The organism is Klebsiella pasteurii (assembly GCF_018139045.1).
GTDB lineage: Bacteria > Pseudomonadota > Gammaproteobacteria > Enterobacterales > Enterobacteriaceae > Klebsiella > Klebsiella grimontii.
In genome coordinates this window covers 2805708-2824269 of record NZ_CP073236.1, presented here as the reverse complement: position 1 = coordinate 2824269, position 18562 = coordinate 2805708, and the positions used below count along the sequence as shown (strand labels likewise).

General features: G+C 56.5%; 14 protein-coding genes. 9 read left to right on the top strand and 5 right to left on the bottom strand.

Annotation, left to right across the window (positions count from 1 at the left end):
- Positions 1-122: 122 nt before the first annotated feature.
- From KCG39_RS13195 to queF, 4 genes are all read right to left on the bottom strand, one after another.
- On the bottom strand, positions 123-1490 hold the full coding sequence (locus KCG39_RS13195) for an L-serine ammonia-lyase (RefSeq protein WP_139529042.1): 1368 nt from the start codon (positions 1488-1490) through the stop codon (positions 123-125).
- A 53-nt stretch (positions 1491-1543) separates the two neighbouring features.
- Positions 1544-2833: an HAAAP family serine/threonine permease gene (locus KCG39_RS13190; RefSeq protein WP_004124376.1), complete on the bottom strand. Its 1290-nt coding sequence runs from the start codon at positions 2831-2833 to the stop codon at positions 1544-1546.
- A gap of 544 nt (positions 2834-3377) precedes the next feature.
- The gene (gene ppnN / locus KCG39_RS13185) at positions 3378-4745 is read right to left on the bottom strand and encodes a nucleotide 5'-monophosphate nucleosidase PpnN (protein WP_142468456.1); all 1368 of its coding nucleotides are present in this window, start codon (positions 4743-4745) and stop codon (positions 3378-3380) included.
- 111 nt (positions 4746-4856) lie between these two features.
- Positions 4857-5702, bottom strand: a complete 846-nt coding sequence (queF, locus tag KCG39_RS13180) for an NADPH-dependent 7-cyano-7-deazaguanine reductase QueF (protein WP_004124372.1) — start codon at positions 5700-5702, stop codon at positions 4857-4859.
- Positions 5703-5771: 69 nt separating this feature from the next.
- On the opposite strand from queF, the gene syd reads away from it, so the two are divergent.
- The 8 genes from syd (at position 5772) to KCG39_RS13140 (ending at position 14272) form a co-directional block, all read left to right on the top strand.
- Positions 5772-6317, top strand: coding sequence for a SecY-interacting protein (syd, locus tag KCG39_RS13175; RefSeq protein ID WP_142468455.1), 546 nt, complete (start codon positions 5772-5774; stop codon positions 6315-6317).
- 633 nt (positions 6318-6950) lie between these two features.
- Complete coding sequence (locus KCG39_RS13170) at positions 6951-7280, top strand: YqcC family protein (protein ID WP_004124369.1); 330 nt, start codon at positions 6951-6953, stop codon at positions 7278-7280.
- Entirely contained in the window at positions 7280-8074 is a 795-nt protein-coding gene (gene truC / locus KCG39_RS13165) for a tRNA pseudouridine(65) synthase TruC (RefSeq protein WP_004124368.1), read from the top strand. The genes KCG39_RS13170 and truC overlap by 1 nt, the downstream gene beginning before the upstream one ends.
- Before the next feature lie 2 nt (positions 8075-8076).
- Positions 8077-8520, top strand: coding sequence for a flavodoxin (locus tag KCG39_RS13160; RefSeq protein WP_004124364.1), 444 nt, complete (start codon positions 8077-8079; stop codon positions 8518-8520).
- 485 nt (positions 8521-9005) lie between these two features.
- On the top strand, positions 9006-10364 hold the full coding sequence (gene gudP, locus KCG39_RS13155; protein WP_004124361.1) for a galactarate/glucarate/glycerate transporter GudP: 1359 nt from the start codon (positions 9006-9008) through the stop codon (positions 10362-10364).
- Positions 10361-11701: an enolase C-terminal domain-like protein gene (locus tag KCG39_RS13150; protein ID WP_211811622.1), complete on the top strand. Its 1341-nt coding sequence runs from the start codon at positions 10361-10363 to the stop codon at positions 11699-11701. The genes gudP and KCG39_RS13150 overlap by 4 nt, the downstream gene beginning before the upstream one ends.
- 19 nt (positions 11702-11720) lie before the next feature.
- Complete coding sequence (gudD, locus tag KCG39_RS13145) at positions 11721-13061, top strand: glucarate dehydratase (protein WP_049113326.1); 1341 nt, start codon at positions 11721-11723, stop codon at positions 13059-13061.
- A 71-nt stretch (positions 13062-13132) separates the two neighbouring features.
- Positions 13133-14272 carry a glycerate kinase gene (locus KCG39_RS13140; RefSeq protein ID WP_049113325.1) on the top strand — a complete coding sequence of 380 codons (1140 nt, stop codon included), beginning with the start codon at positions 13133-13135 and terminating at the stop codon, positions 14270-14272.
- A gap of 40 nt (positions 14273-14312) precedes the next feature.
- Here KCG39_RS13140 and barA read toward each other — a convergent pair whose 3' ends face one another.
- The gene (gene barA, locus KCG39_RS13135; RefSeq protein WP_004124345.1) at positions 14313-17066 is read right to left on the bottom strand and encodes a two-component sensor histidine kinase BarA; all 2754 of its coding nucleotides are present in this window, start codon (positions 17064-17066) and stop codon (positions 14313-14315) included.
- 123 nt (positions 17067-17189) lie between these two features.
- Between barA and rlmD the strand changes: the two genes are divergently transcribed.
- A complete protein-coding gene (gene rlmD / locus KCG39_RS13130; RefSeq protein ID WP_004124340.1) occupies positions 17190-18533 on the top strand; it encodes a 23S rRNA (uracil(1939)-C(5))-methyltransferase RlmD in 1344 nt (447 codons plus the stop codon).
- Positions 18534-18562: the final 29 nt, after the last annotated feature.

The window sequence follows — 18562 nt, the reverse complement described above, 5'->3', positions numbered from 1 at the left end:
CCGTAAGGTAACAAATCGTCTTTATAACTAATAAATAACTAAATTGTCATTTATATAACATAAATGAAGGGTGAGGGCAGGGAAAAGAAAGCCCGGCATACCGCAGCATACCGGGAGAGGGGTTAATCGCAGGCGACAATCTTCATTGCCAGGCCGCCGCGCGAGGTTTCACGATATTTGGCGTTCATATCTTTGCCTGTTTCGTACATGGTCTCGATGACTTTATCGAGGCACACCCGCGGCTCGCTGGTGCGGCGCAGGGCCATACGCGCGGCGTTGACCGCCTTGACCGCCGCGATAGCGTTACGCTCGATGCACGGCACCTGCACCTGGCCGGCAACCGGATCGCAGGTGAGACCGAGGTTGTGTTCCATACCAATTTCCGCAGCGATGCATACCTGACCCGGACTGCCGCCCAGCAGTTCAGCCAGACCAGCCGCCGCCATTGAACAGGCTACGCCGACTTCTCCCTGGCAGCCCACTTCGGCGCCGGAAATTGAGGCGTTCATCTTATAGAGCGAGCCAATGGCGCTGGTGACCAGCATATAGCGCGCCAGCGAGTTGGCGTTCACTTTGCGGATGAACTTGTCATAGTAGGCCAGCACCGCAGGTACGATACCGCAGGCGCCGTTGGTCGGCGCGGTCACCACGCGCCCGCCGGCGGCGTTCTCTTCGTTAACCGCCAGGGCGAACATATTAATCCAGTCAACGACCGCCATCGGGTCGCTGTTGGTATTGTCCTGGCTTACCAGCATCCGGCGCAGCGCGGCGGCGCGACGGGGAACCCGCAGCTTGCCCGGCAAAACCCCCTCGGTGGTAATGCCGCGCTCAATTCCGCTGCTCATCACCTCCCAGACCGCGGCAAAGTGCTGCTCCAGCGCTTCTTTACTGTGCAGCGCCAGCTCGTTTTGCATCATCAGGCCGGAGAGCGATAGCCCGCTTTCGCGGCAGTGGCGCTGCAGGTCGGCGGCGCTTTTATACGGATAAGGGACGGCGACAGGCGCTTCGGCGGTCATGCCGAAATGGTCTTCGTCGACGATAAAGCCGCCGCCGATGGAGTAGTACGTCTGGCTGTAGAGAACCTTCTCGCCGCCGAGGGCGGTAATACGCATGCCGTTCTCATGCCGCGACAGGTTGTCGGCGTGGAAATTCATGCACTGATCGACCGGGAACGCCACTTCCTGCTGGCCGTTCGCCAGCATCAGGCGGCCATGGGTGTTGACGTCCTGGATAAAGCCGGGAATCGCGTCGATATCGACGGTATCCGGCAGGTTGCCCGCCAGGCCCATAATAATCGCGATGTCGGTATGGTGGCCTTTACCGGTCAGGGAAAGGGAGCCGTAGACATCGACGACGACTTTGGTTACCTCGGGAAGCAGCCCGCGCTCAATAAGATCGTCCGTGAATTGTTTGCCCGCTTTCATCGGTCCAACGGTGTGGGAGCTGGAAGGGCCAATGCCGATTTTAAAAATATCGAATACGCTGATCATGATGCATCCAGTGCTGTCGGGAGGCGCGCCGCCGTTAAGCGGCGCGGGGGATATTAGCTAAACAGAGAGTAGAAAATCGCGGAGATAGCAATCAGGCCCATAATCACTACGAATACGTTGCTGACGTGGCCGCTGTATTTGCGCATCGCCGGGACTTTCTGAATCGCGTACATCGGCATCAGGAACAGAATCATCGCGATAATTGGGCCGCCCAGGGTTTCGATCATCCCAAGGATGCTGGGGTTCAGCGTCGCCACAATCCAGGTGGTGACCAGCATGAACAGGGCGGTGATTTTGTTCAGTTTGTTGATTTCGATGGACTTGCCTTTACCGCGCAGGGATTTAATCACCATGCCGTTAAAGCCTTCGCGAGCGCCCAGGTAGTGGCCAAGGAAGGATTTGGTGATGGCGATCATCGCAATGATCGGCGCCATCCAGGCGATGATCGGCGCGTTAAAGTGGTTCGCCAGGTAAGACAGAATCGAGATGTTCTGATCTTTCGCCGCCGCCAGATCCGCCGGGGAGAGGCTCAGTACGCAACTGAAGACGAAGAACATCACGGTAAGCACCATCATAATGTGCGCGCGGGCCAGAATGCTGGAACATTTTTTCTCTGCGCCCTGGCCGTACTCTTCGCGTTTCGCCACGGCGAAGGAGGAGATGATCGGCGAGTGGTTAAAGGAGAACACCATGACCGGAATCGCCAGCCACAGGGTCATCCACAGGCCGTTGCCGGTCGCGGTCGCGCTGCTCAGGGAGAGTGTCTCCAGCGCCGCGCCGTTCCACTGCGGGATCAGATAAAAGGCCAGGATCATCAGCGCGACCACGAACGGGAACACCAGCACGCTCATCGCTTTCACAATCATCTGCTCGCCGAAGCGCACGATGGTCATCATGCCGACAATCAGAATCAGGGAAAGAATCGCGCGCGGCGGCGGCGTGATATGCAGCTGGTGCAGCATAAAGCTTTCGACGGTATTGGTGATCGCCACGCTGTAAACCAACAGAATCGGGTAGATGGCGAAGAAGTAGAGCAGGGTAATCAGCTTACCTGCGCCGACGCCGAAATGCTCTTCAACCACTTCGGTGATGTCTTCACCTGGATTCTTACCGGACAGCACGAAACGGGTCATCCCGCGGTGGGCGAAGAAGGTCATCGGGAAGGCCAGAATCGCCATGATGATCAGCGGGATCATACCGCCGACGCCGGCGTTGATCGGCAGGAACAGGACGCCCGCGCCGATAGCCGTGCCGTACAGGCCCAGCATCCACATGGTGTCCGTCTTACGCCAACCGCTACGGGTAGCATCCGAAACGATGGTGCTGGTTTGAGTGGTTTCCATCTGTATCTCCTGGAGGAAGCAACAAAATCTATTGAATAAAAAAGACCAAATAATATGAAATTCGTTTGTTTACGGTTTTTTAGGCATTTTCTCCGTAACAATTGGTGCGGGAAGATACATTTATATGGTGAATGCATCAGTGATCGCGATCTCAAATGCAATAATCCACTTTAAATGTAAGCAATTTTAGTCCAAAAGCCTGTTTCTGGTGATCAGCCAGAGATTTGTGGCGCGGAGGCTATCATTTTCAGCATATGAGAGAATAGTGGCGGGACGTAATAACGAGGTTTTTACTGTAAAAATGCGATGTTCTCGACGTTTTTACGTTAAAAGTCATCTTTCCTGGTGATATTTATTGCCATTTTTGGAAACGCAAACGATTGGCTTTTGTGGAAATGGCGCTAAAAATTCATAAAAGGAATGATTTATTTGGAAAGCATTCGGGCGTATTGAGAACTGAAGACGCGGGGAAATATTGCGGCAAGGGCGGGGAGAAATGCCCGGGGGGCGTAAGCCGCCGCCCGGGAGAAGAGCACAAGAGAACTCAGGAACAGATTTCGTAGCAGGGGATGTAGGCGGTGCCGCCCGGCAGCTTCATACGATGCTGCGCCACAAAGCCCTGCAGCAAGTCATCCATGCGGCGCATCATCGCCGGATCGCCGTGAATCTTATACGGGCCGAATTTCTCGATAGCCTGGATACCCACCTCTTTAACGTTACCGGCGACGATACCGGAGAAGGCGCGGCGGAGATCCGCTGCCAGCACTTCCACCGGCTGGTCCGGATAGAGTTTAAGGTTGGCCATATTGTCGTGGGTGGGGTCGAACGGCATCTGCAGGTCCGGCGCAATACGCATCGACCAGTTGAAGCTGTAGGCGTCTCCGGTTTCGCGGCGGTTCTCTTTGACCATCGGCATCGCTTTTTTCATCTGACGGGCAACTTCTGCGGCGTCGTCGATGATGATGCGATAGTGATGACGGGCGGATTCGCCCAGCGTATGGACGATAAACTCATCCAGTACGCGGAAATAATCGGCGCTCTCTTTTGGCCCGGTGAGGATCAGCGGCAGAACCTGCGACTTGTTCGACGGGTGCATCAAAATGCCCAGCAGATAGAGCAGCTCTTCCGCCGTGCCCACGCCGCCCGGGAAGATGATGATGCCGTGGGCGATGCGCACGAACGCCTCCAGACGTTTTTCGATATCCGGCATGATGATCAGTTCGTTCACCAGCGGATTCGGCGGCTCGGCGGCGATAATTGACGGCTCGGTCATCCCGATAAAGCGGCTGTCTCTGTAACGCTGCTGCGCGTGGCCGACGGCGGCGCCTTTCATTGGCGCTTCCATCGCGCCCGGTCCACAGCCGGTGCAGATGTTAAGTTCGCGCAGACCCAACTGGGTGCCTACGCGGCGGGCGTACAGATACTCATTTTCGTTAATCGAGTGGCCGCCCCAGCAGACAATCATATTTGGCGCTTCGCCAACGTGCAGGGCGCGGGCGTTACGCAAAATGGAGAAGACCAGGTTGGTGATATGCACCGAGCTTTCAAGATCGAGGTTCGGGAAGCGGACGGTGTTGTGGATCTGGCCGTAGACGAACAGGATATCGCGCAGTACGGCAAACAGGTTGGCCTGCAGGGAACGGATAATACGCCCGTCAACGAAAGCGTCTTCCGGCGGGTTGATCAGTTCCAGCTTCACGCCGCGTTCGCGACGCAGCACGTTAATATCGAAGTTTTCAAAACGAGACAGAAGCTCCTTGCTGTTATCGGTCAGGCTCCCCGAGTTGAGCACAGCAAGCGAGCAGTTGCGAAAGAGTTGATACAGGTCACTGCTGGCGGTGCGTTTAAGCATATCCACTTCCAGCTGCGACAGCATATCCATTGAACCAAGCGGGCTAACATGTGTAATCAAGTGAACTCCTTACAGGACGATTATCGTCTTCCTGTGATTACAATAGCCCTGCTGATGGCGTTTTCACAACCTTGCGCGCGGGTTAACGCACGCAAATTGTGAAAATGTTGATTATTGACGGGCGAGGCGACCGGTGGCCGGCACAAAATCGGTATTGCTGCGCCACGGGTTGATGTCCAGACCGCCGCGTCGCGTGTAGCGCGCATAAACCGAAAGGGCTTCCGGCTGGCAGAAACGCTGAATATCGTTAAAGATGCGCTCTACGCACTGCTCGTGGAATTCGTTGTGATGGCGGAATGACACCAGATAGCGCAGCAGTTTTTCGCGATCGATTTTCGCCCCGCGATACTGAATCTGCACCGAGCCCCAGTCAGGCTGATGGGTAATCAGGCAGTTGGACTTCAGCAGATGGCTGACCAGGGTCTCTTCGACCACTTTGCCGGCAGCGGCGTCCTGCAGGTAATCGGCGCTAAACTGGTAGTTATCGATTTCAATATCCTGGTCGTCGATGCAGGTGCCGTGCAGATGGGCCACCGGCTGGCCTTCGAGCTCATCAAGGCGATACAGCGACACCTTCACTTCCCCTTCGGCGCAGGCGCTGAGATCGCGCGCCAGCGTCGCCTCGACCGCCTGCCAGTCGGCAAAACGCGTCTGGTTAAAGCTGTTGAGATAGAGCTTAAAGCTTTTTGATTCCACCAGATTTACGGTGGTGTCGCTGAGCTCAACGTGGCCCACGGCGACCTGCGGCAGACCTTTGGCGTTCAGCCAGGAGAGCTCGTACAGCGTCCAGATATCGGCGCCGTGAAACGGCAGATTATCGGCGTGCAGATCCAGCGGGTCGCGGTTCAGGCTGCGCGGGACGCCCTGAAGCAGGCTGGCGTCGTAGGTATCGCGGTAATCGGTTGATTTTCCGAGCGTGAGGCCGGCCAGCGCCTGATGATTATCGTAAGAAGACATGTTTCACCATAGTTAAAGCGGTTACACTATATGCCAAGTGTATCCTGTCTAACGTGAAGAGAGAAACCGGTGGATCAGCAAACCGCAGAAGCGCTACAAGCATTTACCCAACGTTACTGTGAGGCGTGGCAGCAGCAGCGCTCCAGCCTGCCGCGTAGCGAAGAGCTTTACGGTATTCCGTCGCCGTGCGTCAACGGCACGGATGATGACGGTGTTTTCTGGCAGCCGCAGCCGTTTTCATTAGAACAAAACATTCACGCAGTTGAACGGGCGCTGGAGATTGTGGTACAACAACCGCTTCATGCTTATTATACCACTCAGTTTGCCGGTGATATGCAGGCGCGTTTCGCCGATGAAACCATGACGCTGCTGCAAACCTGGAGCCCGGATGATTTCCAGCGGGTGCAGGAAAATCTGATCGGTCATCTGCTGGTGCAAAAGCGTTTGAAGCTGTCGCCGACCCTGTTTATCGCCACCCTCGACAGCGAACTGGATGTCATTTCGGTCTGTAATATGAGCGGTGAAGTGATCAAAGAGACCCTTGGCACCCGAAAACGCGCGACTCTTTCCCCCTCGCTTGCGAGTTTCCTCAATTCCCTTGAGCCTGTTCTGTAATCCAGACTACTCAAATTTTTGTGAGAGATCTCTTACAAGACCTGTAAGAGATCGTCATCATTTAAGCCGATCCTTCAAGGACTATATTTTAAGAAATTTAAGATTTTTCAAGTGATTAATGATTTTCTTATTAAGGATACTGACGAATAATCTTAAGATATTGTCTTAACAAGGGTTGTAAGACAGGGCGGAATCAGGGATTCTATACACATCGACAGGGAGTTGATAAACGAAGTGAACATCAGGATGATGACGCTTCTGCAGGACCCGCCAGGACGGCGTTGCAAGGACAGGCTTCAGGATGAAGCACAGGATAACGCAGGATTGCGTAAAAGGACACCTCCAGGAAGGAGAACGAGAGCCGAGCGGGACGTTCGGTGGATCAGGAAGATCAGGATAGACTTAAGGATGAGTTATTTCGCATCGGGGTGGTGTGAAAGCAGGATGCAACTGTTTATGGATGAACATGGTCAGGAGACCTCAGGAAAAGTTTTCAAGGACGAGCAGGGAGCACCAATGTAGCTGGATTGCTGCAAAACGAACCGGGAGCACTGTTTTATACAGTGCTCCCTTTTTTTATTTCTCGTCTGAATTTGCTATTCTGCGCCGGTTTTCAACTCACCGAGGTTTCCCATGACTCTTGACCATCGCGTGCGCGAGCGCCTGCTCGCCATTGAAGCGCTGCTGCGCGAAACGGAACACTGGCAGGATAGTGCCCCCGATAGCCGCGCGTTTGCCAGCGAACAGCCGTTTTGCCTCGACACCATGGAGCCGATTGAATGGCTGCAGTGGGTATTGATTCCGCGTATGCGCCAGCTGCTGGAAAGCGGAATGCCGCTACCGCAGAACTTCGCCGTTGCCCCCTATTATGAGATGGCCCTCGATAACGCTCACCCCGTACGCGAGCGGTTGCTGGCCGAACTGGTCCTGCTGGATGCGCTGTTTGCCGGCGGCGAAGCCTGATGCTGGAAATTGTATATCAGGACCGTTGGCTGGTCGCGGTAAACAAACCTTCGGGCTGGCTGGTGCACCGTAGCTGGCTGGATCGTGATGAAAAAGTGGTGGTAATGCAGACCGTGCGCGACCAGATAGGCCAGCACGTGTTCACCGCCCATCGTCTCGACAGGCCGACGTCCGGCGTGTTGTTGATGGGGCTATCGAGCGAAGCGGGAAGATTGCTGTCGCAGCAGTTCGAGCAGCATCAAATGCAGAAACGCTATCATGCGATCGCTCGCGGCTGGCTCAACGACGAAGCGGTGCTTGATTATCCGCTGGTTGAGGAGCTGGATAAAATCGCCGATAAGTTCGCTCGCGAAAATAAAGACCCGCAACCGGCGGTGACGCATTATCGCGGCCTGGCGACGGTAGAGATGCCGGTAGCGACAGGACGTTACCCCACGACCCGCTATAGCCTGGTGGAACTGGAACCGAAAACCGGACGTAAACATCAGTTGCGTCGCCATCTTGCCCATCTTCGCCATCCGATTATCGGCGATAGCAAACACGGCGATTTGCGGCAGAATCGCAGCGCGGCGGAACATTTTGGCTGCGATCGGCTGATGCTGCACGCCAGCCAGCTCTCGTTAACGCATCCCTTTACCGGCGAACCGCTGGTCATTCGCGCCGGTCTTGACGACGTCTGGATGCGCGCGCTGTCGCAGTTTGGCTGGCGCGGCCTTCTCCCGCTAAATGAAAGGGTTGAGTTTGCCGACGACTGCGGTCAGGATGAAGAGATACAGGTCAATTCAGGGAGCTAGTCATGGCGGAAGTCGGAATTTTTGTCGGTACGATGTATGGAAATTCGCTCCTGGTCGCCGAAGAGGCGCAGGCTATTTTGAGCGGGCTGGGTCATCAGGCGAAAGTCTTTGAAGATCCTGAAGTCAAAGACTGGGAGTCATATACCGGGAAATATGCGCTAGTGGTGACTTCGACCACCGGGCAGGGCGATTTACCGGACAGCATTGTGCCCTTGTACGAAGGCATCAAAGATATGTACCAGCCGCATTTACGCTATGGCATTATCGCCCTGGGCGATAGCACCTACGCCAACTTCTGCGGCGGCGGTTTGAAGTTTGATGCGTTATTGCAGGAGCAGGGCGGCACGCGCGTGGGCGATATGCTGATGATTGACGCCAGCGAAGATCCGGAACCCGAAAGCGTCTCTAACCCATGGGTAACGCAGTGGGCGACGCTGCTTGATTAAAAAGTTTCGCCCTCTCCCTACAATAGAGGGCGCCCCTTTTATTACTGATGTTCAATGCCAGTGCCAGATTAACGGTCAAAAAGATCGTACCAATTCTCCGCGCGGCTGGCTTCGGGCATTTGCCTTAAAACCTGTGTTATGCCAGGGTCTTTACCGGGCTATTTCACGGGGTCAAGAGAGTTGATTCACACTCCTGTCTTTTGTACCGCCCTCTCCACCTCTCAACGGGCGCGGTTTTTCATTTCCGTGAACCATCCCCCATCTCGTTAGGCATACGCCATAAATCAGATTTGCTCAGCCGGTGAAAGCTGTGTATTTGCACGGTGAGCCCGGCAGCCCCTCTTTTTATACTTTCCCTGCCAGTTCCCAATGCAGTGCCAGATATAACGAAAACAATGAAAAACACTAACACGTCATTCTGAGTACCCTACAGGTTGTGCTGTTCAGAATGAACGTAGCTAACGCTATGATTCAGGAGTGCAACAATGAGTTCATTAAGTCAGGCGGCGAGCGGCGCTGAAAAGCGCACCAATGCTCGCTACTGGATAGTGGTGATGCTGTTTATCGTCACATCCTTCAACTACGGCGACCGCGCCACCTTATCCATTGCCGGATCGGAGATGGCCAAAGATATTGGTCTTGACGCCGTTGGCATGGGTTATGTTTTCTCCGCCTTCTCATGGGCCTACGTTATCGGTCAGATCCCAGGCGGCTGGCTGCTTGACCGATTCGGTTCAAAACGCGTCTATTTCTGGTCCATTTTTATCTGGTCCATGTTTACCCTACTGCAGGGCTTCGTCGATATCTTTAGCGGCTTCGGCATTATCGTCGCGTTGTTTACCCTGCGTTTCCTTGTCGGCCTGGCCGAAGCGCCATCTTTCCCCGGAAACAGCCGTATCGTCGCGGCCTGGTTCCCCGCCCAGGAGAGGGGCACGGCGGTGGCTATTTTTAACTCCGCGCAATACTTTGCCACCGTTATTTTTGCGCCAATCATGGGTTGGCTGACCCATGAGGTGGGCTGGTCGCACGTGTTCTTCTTTATGGGCGGCCTCGGGATTATCATCAGCTTTGTCTGGCTGAAGGTGATTCATGAACCGAACCAGCATCCGGGTGTGAACCAAAAAGAGCTGGATTACATTGCCGCAGGCGGCGCGCTGATCAACATGGATCAGGCGGCAGCCAAAGCCAAAGTGCCATTTAGCGTAAAATGGGGGCAAATCAAGCAGCTGCTGGGTTCCCGCATGATGATCGGCGTCTATATCGGCCAATACTGCATCAACGCTTTAACCTATTTCTTCATCACCTGGTTCCCGGTTTATCTGGTGCAGGCGCGCGGCATGTCCATTCTGAAAGCCGGTTTTGTCGCGTCGGTGCCGGCAATTTGCGGCTTCGCGGGCGGCGTGCTCGGCGGGATTATTTCCGACTGGCTGATGCGGCGTACCGGCTCGCTGAACATCGCGCGTAAAACGCCGATCGTGATGGGAATGCTGCTGTCGATGGTGATGGTGTTCTGTAACTACGTCAACGTGGAGTGGATGATCATCGGTTTTATGGCGCTGGCCTTCTTCGGTAAAGGCATCGGCGCGCTGGGCTGGGCGGTGATGGCGGATACGGCGCCGAAAGAGATCAGCGGCCTGAGCGGCGGTCTGTTCAATATGTTCGGCAATATCTCCGGCATCGTGACGCCAATTGCCATCGGCTATATCGTCGGAACCACCGGTTCGTTTAACGGTGCGCTGATTTATGTGGGTGTCCATGCGCTGGTGGCGGTGCTGAGCTATCTGGTGCTGGTCGGTGATATTAAGCGTATTGAACTGAAACCAGTGGCAGGACAATCATCATGACAACGCAATCGAGTCCCGTTATCACGGACATGAAGGTTATCCCGGTGGCCGGGCAGGACAGTATGCTGCTCAACATCGGCGGCGCCCATAACGCGTATTTCACCCGCAATATCGTGGTGCTGACCGACAACGCCGGCAATACAGGCGTCGGCGAAGCGCCAGGCGGCGAGGTGATTTATCAGACGCTGGTTGACGCTATCCCGCAGGTGTTGGGCCAGGAAGTCGCCCGCCTGAATAAAGTGGTTCAGCAGGTGCATAAAGGCAACCAGGCCGCGGATTTTGACACCTTCGGTAAAGGCGCCTGGACGTTCGAACTGCGGGTGAACGCGGTGGCGGCGCTGGAAGCAGCGCTGCTGGATCTGCTGGGCAAAGCGCTCAACGTGCCGGTTTGCGAACTGCTCGGGCCGGGCAAGCAGCGTGATGCGGTGACCGTGCTGGGCTATCTGTTCTATGTAGGCGATCGTACGAAAACCGATCTGCCCTACCTGGAAAGCACGCCGGGCAGCCACGCGTGGTATCGCCTGCGCCATCAGGAAGCGCTGAACAGTGAGGCGGTGGTGCGCCTGGCGGAAGCCGCGCAGGATCGCTACGGCTTTAAAGATTTTAAACTGAAAGGCGGCGTGCTGCCCGGCGAGCAGGAGATCGAAACCGCCCGCGCGCTGAAGAAGCGTTTCCCGGATGCGCGCATTACGGTCGACCCTAACGGCGCCTGGCTGCTGGACGAAGCCATCGCTCTGTGTAAAGGGCTGAACGATGTGCTGACCTACGCCGAAGACCCCTGCGGCGCCGAGCAGGGCTTTTCCGGCCGCGAAGTGATGGCGGAATTCCGCCGCGCTACCGGTCTGCCGGTAGCAACTAACATGATCGCCACCAACTGGCGCGAAATGGGCCATGCGGTGATGCTGAACGCCGTGGATATTCCGCTGGCCGATCCGCACTTCTGGACCCTGTCCGGCGCGGTGCGCGTGGCGCAGCTTTGCGATGACTGGGGCCTGACCTGGGGCTGCCATTCCAATAACCACTTTGATATTTCACTGGCCATGTTTACCCACGTCGGCGCGGCGGCGCCGGGTAACCCCACGGCCATTGATACCCACTGGATTTGGCAGGAGGGAGATTGCCGCCTGACCAAAAATCCGCTGGAGATTAAGCGCGGAAAAATCGCGGTTCCGGACGCGCCAGGACTTGGCGTTGAGCTGGACTGGGAGCAGGTACAGAAGGCACATGAGGCCTATAAAAGGCTGCCCGGCGGCGCGCGTAATGACGCAGGCCCAATGCAGTACCTGATCCCCGGATGGACTTTTGACCGTAAACGCCCCGTTTTCAGTCGTCACTGATTTGAATAAGGATTGAACTATGAGCGCACAATTTTCGACCCCCGTTGTTTCTTCTATGCAGGTCATTCCGGTCGCGGGCCACGACAGCATGCTGATGAACCTGAGCGGCGCGCACGCCCCGTTCTTCACGCGTAATATTGTGGTAATTAAAGATAATTCCGGCCATACCGGCGTCGGCGAAATCCCCGGTGGAGAGAAAATCCGCAAGACTCTCGAAGATGCGATCCCGCTGGTGGTTGGTAAGACGTTGGGTGAGTATAAAAACGTGCTGACCGCCGTGCGCAATACTTTCGCCGACCGCGACGCCGGTGGGCGCGGTTTGCAGACCTTCGATCTGCGTACCACAATTCACGTAGTGACCGGGATCGAAGCGGCGATGCTGGATCTGCTGGGCCAGCATCTGGGCGTGAACGTGGCGTCTCTTCTGGGCGATGGTCAGCAGCGCAACGAAGTGGAAATGCTCGGCTATCTGTTCTTCGTCGGTAACCGTAAAGCCACGCCGCTGCCGTATCAGAGCCAGCCGGATGACAAATGCGACTGGTATCGCCTGCGTCATGATGAAGCGATGACCCCGGATGCGGTGGTGCGCCTGGCGGAAGCGGCGTATGAGAAATATGGCTTTAACGACTTTAAACTGAAAGGCGGCGTGCTGGCCGGGGAAGAGGAGGCGGAATCTATCGTCGCGCTGGCGAAGCGCTTCCCGCAGGCGCGCGTAACTCTGGATCCGAACGGCGCGTGGTCGCTGAATGAAGCGATTAAGATCGGCAAATATCTGAAGGGATCGCTGGCCTACGCGGAAGATCCGTGCGGCGCCGAGCAGGGCTTCTCCGGTCGTGAAGTGATGGCGGAGTTCCGTCGCGCCACCGGTCTGCCGACGGCGACCAATATGATCGCAACCGACTGGCGTCAGATGGGCCATACGCTGTCGCTACAGTCGGTGGATATTCCGCTGGCGGATCCGCACTTCTGGACCATGCAGGGTTCCGTCCGCGTGGCGCAGATGTGCCATGAGTTTGGTCTGACCTGGGGCTCGCACTCTAACAACCACTTTGATATCTCGCTGGCGATGTTCACCCATGTTGCAGCGGCGGCGCCGGGGAAAATTACCGCCATCGATACCCACTGGATCTGGCAGGAAGGCAACCAGCGTCTGACCAAAGAACCGTTTGAAATTAAAGGCGGGATGGTACAGGTACCGGCGACACCGGGTCTTGGCGTAGAGCTTGATATGGATCAGGTGATGAAAGCCCATGAGCTGTACCAGAAACACGGCCTGGGCGCGCGCGATGACGCTATGGGCATGCAGTATTTAATCCCGAACTGGACGTTTGATAACAAGCGTCCCTGCATGGTGCGCTAAGGAAATATCGGTCCCTTCGGGGGCCGATTGACCGCACGGCATCGGGTCATCGTTCATTTTAAGGACAGCTTATGAAGATAGTGATCGCACCGGATTCATACAAGGAGAGCCTGAGTGCGCTGGATGTTGCTACCGCGATAGAGCAAGGTTTTCGAGAAATTTACGCCGATGCGGAATATGTCAAACTGCCTGTTGCCGACGGCGGCGAAGGGACCGTCGAAGCTATGGTCGCCGCAACCCAGGGATGCCGGATAGCGGTTACCGTCACCGGTCCCCTCGGCGAGCCGGTGGACGCTTTTTACGGCCTGTCGGGCGATAAACAGTGCGCGTTTATCGAAATGGCGGCGGCAAGCGGTCTGGAGAGCGTGCCGCCGGCGCGGCGCAATCCGCTGCTGACCACTTCGTGGGGGACCGGCGAGCTGATTCGCCACGCGCTGGACGCGGGTGTGTCGCAAATTATTATCGGCATCGGCGGCAGCGCGACGAACGACGGCGGTGCCGGAATGGTACAGGCGCTGGGGGCGAAGCTGCTGACTAAAGATAACCAGCAGATTGCCGCCGGCGGACGCGCGCTGGAAAACCTCGCGCGTATCGACGTTAGCGAACTGGATAAGCGCCTGGCCAGCTGTCGTATCGACGTAGCTTGCGATGTCACCAATCCGCTGACGGGGCCCGAGGGCGCGACGGCGGTATTTGGGCCGCAGAAAGGGGCGACGGCGGAGATGATCTCCTGCCTGGATAGCGCGCTGGCCCATTTTGCCGAGATTATTCATCGTGATTTAGAAATGGATGTGCTGCATCTTGAAGGCGGCGGCGCGGCGGGAGGCATGGGCGCGGGCCTGTACGCCTTTTGCGGCGCAAAGCTGCGGCCGGGGATTGAGATCGTGACCGACGCTCTGCACCTTGCTGATATCGTGGCGGATGCGGACCTGGTGATTACCGGCGAAGGGCGTATCGATAGCCAGACGGTGCACGGCAAGGTGCCGGTTGGCGTGGCGAGGGTGGCAAAACGCTATAATCTGCCGGTCATCGGCATTGCCGGGAGCCTGACGCCTGACGTCGGCATCGTGCATCAGCACGGCCTGGATGCGGTATTCAGCGTGATTTATTCAATTTGTACGCTGGATGAGGCGCTGGAAAATGCCGCTGAAAACGTGCGTATGACGGCGAGAAACGTTGCCGCCGTGCTGAAAATGGGGCGGTTATTGTAGGTTATCCCCCGGTCGCGAAGCGCGGACCGGGGCATGCGTTTTAAATTCCCAGTAGCTTACAGGCTTCCCGCGCGACGTTGTCCATTTCATCCAGCAGCTCCAGAAACTCTGGTTCCAGCTCCTCGGCGGCGGTGCCCGCGCGCAGCTGGCTCTCAATGGTGTGACACAGTTTCTTCAGACGCGGCACGCCGCTATAGCTACAGCTGCCGTGCAGCTTATGCACTAAATCCAGTACCCCTTCCGGCTGTTCTCCCACCAGCTGTTCTTCCACCTTGTTACGCACTTCAGGCATAAAGGCGAGCAGCATCTGCAGCATTTCCCGCGCCAGGTCCGGTTTCATCGCCGCCTGACGCAGCGCCAGCTGCCAGTCGAGAGTGACATTATGATTGACGGGCGGCTCCGCAGGCTCCGCGGCGACCTGCGGCGGCGCCGCCTTTCCCGGCTGATAGCGCAGCAGCAAGCTGTGGAGCTTATCTTCCTCAATGGGTTTCGCCAGATAGTCGTTCATTCCCGCTTTGAGTAATTTCTCACGCTGCCCCTCGAGGGCGTGGGCCGTCACGGCGATCACCGGCGTTTGCTGCTGGTGGGGGAGCTGGTGAATCAGTTCGCATGCGCGGATACCGTCCATTTCCGGCATTTGAATATCCATCAGAATCAGATCCTGCTGCGTTTCTCTGGCCTGTTCGACGGCGTGCTGGCCGCTGTCGCAGAGGATGACATGCTGGACTAAATCCTCCAACAGCGCGCCGATGAGTTTGAGATTTGCCGGATTGTCATCAACGGCCATGACCGTCATCGGTAGCTTCTTACTATCGGCACGCGGCGGTAGAGTCGTTGGCTGCGCCTGGCAGGAGGCCGTCAGCGCCGGCAGTAAGCGCGTTGAGGTCAGTGGCTTCAGCAAACAGGCGGCAATGCCGTCCTGGCGCAGCGTTTCGGCGCTGACCTGGGCGTGGCACGGCAGGGCTAGCACCAGGTGATCGGCAAGCTTGCAGGCCCTTGCCAGCTTATCGCGATGCTGGCTCAGGTCGCGTATTGATACGGGAATGCCCGCCAGCAGGATATCGTAGTGGGCATCCGGTAGGGCCGTCATCGTCGGACTATAGACCACCTCCAGCGGCGTTGTCGCCAGTAGCTCCATCGTGCTCTGCGCTGCCGCCGCATTGGCTTCGATATAGGCCAGTTTTTTACCCGCCAGGCACTGGGTCGGCACGCTATCGGGAACCGCGTTGGGGTTGAGGTCGAGGCTGATATGGAACCAGAACGTCGAGCCGCGATTAGGCTGGCTGTGGAAGGAGATATCGCCGCCCATCTCCTTCACCAGCCGCTGGGTGATGACCAGCCCGAGGCCGGTTCCGCCGTGGCGACGGGAAATGCTGGCGTCGGCCTGGCGGAACGCCTGGAACAGACGCGACTGATCGCGCTCCGGAATGCCGATACCGGTATCGTGGATCTGGACTTCGATTTGGACTCGCGAATTGCTGATGGCGCGCTGTTCCACCAGCACGTCAATATTGCCGTGTTCGGTGAACTTGATGGCGTTACCCATCAGGTTGGTAATAATTTGCTGCAGGCGCAGCGGGTCGCCAATGACGTTATCCGGGACATCATTTTTGATATTCAGCGTCAGCTCCAGTCCTTTGTCGTGCGCCGAGTGCGCCAGCAGCGTGACCACCTCGTCCAGCGAGGTGCGCAACAGGAACGGGATGCTCTCCAGAATGAGCTTACCGGCTTCAAGCTTAGAGAAGTCCAGAACATCGTTAATAATGGCCAGCAGATTGTTCGCGGAACGCTCAATGGTGGTCAGATGATCGCGCTGGGTGGTATTTAAATCGGTTTTCAGCGTCAGACGCGTAAAGCCAATGACGCCGTTGAGCGGAGTACGCAGCTCGTGGGACATATTGGCGAGGAATTCGGATTTGATGCGCGCTGCTTCCTGCGCGCGTTTTTTCGCCAGGTCCAGCTCGACATTCTGGATTTCCATCTGCTCAAGCGTTTCACGCAGGTCGGAAGTGGCCTGATCGACGTTATGCTGCATCTCTTCGTGGTAGGCCGCCAGCGACATCGCCATGGAGTTGATGCCGTTTTTGAGCATGTCCAGCTCGCCGAGCATAAAACCTTCAACGCGGCTATCAAGCTGGCCGCGGCGGATGCGGTCAACGGTATTCACCATATTGCGGATCGGCCCGGTCACGTCGCGCATAAGTCGCCAGCCGAAGATCAGCGCAATACCGATACAGAACAGCATCATCACGCTGGAGATAAAGATCTCTTTATACTGCTGCAGCCGCACCGATTTGAGATCCAGCTCCAGCGCCACGTAGCCGAGCATATTGCCCGGCATCTTGGCATCGCTTCCCGGTGATTCGTCTGGTGAATAGCTTTCCGAGACGATAGGGGTTCGCAAAATCATCAAATCGCCGTGGCGAAACACGCTTAAACGGCGGGGAAAGGGGATCCCTTTTGGTAGCTGCAGTTCGCCGGGATCGAGCTGAAAGTTAGAGGTGACAAACAGCCTGTTTTGCGAGTCGTAGATGGAAATGGCGCGCACAATATCGGAGTGGCGGCGATGCAGCACGCTGATAAGCTGCCCGATTGACTCGCGGTTTTGCAAATTCATGCCATATTCACTGGAGACCGCCAGCGGTTCGATAATACTGGCCCCGGCATCTTCTAACTGGCGCTGTAGGTCGTTATAGCGGTGTGCGACGAAGAAAATACTGAGCAGCAAACCGATCAGGACGGTAGGCGCCAGAATAAGAATCATCATGCGGGCACGAAGGCTGTAGTTGGTCATGCGGTTCCATTATGGGAGAATATACATATCATCTTTCAGGCGGCTGGTGCGTTGGTTACTCCCGCTGATCCTGACCGGACTCGTATATAGAGTCAGTATATTTAATTGAGACAAATCTCTACGATGGCGCAATTCTACTCTGCAAAACGGCGTGTGACGACGCGCCAGATCATAACCGTTACAGTAAATGACCTTGACCCCTTCGGCCAGGGCGTTGCGCGTCACCAGGGTAAAGCGCTGTTTGTGAGCGGCTTATTGCCGCAGGAGCAGGCTGAAGTTGTGGTGGTCGAAGATAAAAAACAGTACGCCCGCGCCCAGGTTAAACGCCGTCTTAGCGATAGCCCGCAGCGGCAGACGCCGCGCTGCCCGCATTTTGGCGTCTGCGGCGGGTGTCAGCAGCAGCATGCCAGCGTCGCGCTGCAGCAGCAGAGCAAACGCGCCGCGCTCGCAAGGCTAATGAAGCGCGACGTTGATGACATTATAGCCGCTGCGCCGTGGGGCTATCGTCGCCGGGCGCGTCTGAGCTTGAATTATCAGCCAAAGTCCCAACAATTACAGATGGGCTTCCGCAAGGCGGGCGCCAGCGAAATCGTCGATGTGGTGCAGTGCCCCGTTTTGGTGCCTGATCTTGGTGCGCTGCTGCCTGCGGTGCGTGAATGTCTTAACGAATTGCAATCGGTGCGCCAGCTTGGGCACGTGGAGCTGGTGCAGGCGGATAACGGCCCGCTGATGGTGTTGCGCCATACCGCGGCCCTTCCGGCGGCGGATAAAGTAAAGCTGGAACGTTTTTCGCAATCTCACGGTCTTTCCCTGTATCTCGCCCCGCAAAGCGAGATACTGGAACATATTCGCGGGGAGGCCCCCTGGTACACCTCGGACGGTCTACGCTTAGTGTTCAGTCCGCGCGATTTTATCCAGGTGAACGATGGCGTAAACCAGCTGATGGTGCGCACGGCGCTGGAATGGCTGGATATCCAGCCTCAGGATCGCGTTCTGGACCTCTTTTGCGGCATGGGCAACTTTACCCTGCCGCTGGCGAAGCGTGCGGCGCAGGTGGTTGGCGTGGAAGGGGTTCCCGCGCTGGTCGTGAAGGCGAGAGAGAACGCGGCGTTGAACGCGTTACATAATGTGACTTTCTTTCATGAAAACCTGGAAGAGGACGTGACCCGCCAGGCGTGGGCGAAGCACGGTTTTGATAAAGTCCTGCTCGATCCGGCACGCGCCGGCGCGGCGGGCGTGATGTTACATATTATAAAATTAGCGCCGCGTCGGGTGGTGTATGTTTCATGTAACCCGGCGACGCTAGCGCGCGATAGCGACGTTTTATTGCAGGCGGGATATACCATTCAACGCCTGGCGATGCTGGATATGTTCCCGCATACCGGACATCTGGAATCAATGGTGTTGTTTGAGCACAACAATTCTTCAAATCGCATTGAAGCGGCATCCTCAGAAGCAGGTGACTGAGATAAAAAACGAAAGCCAACGTTGACGCG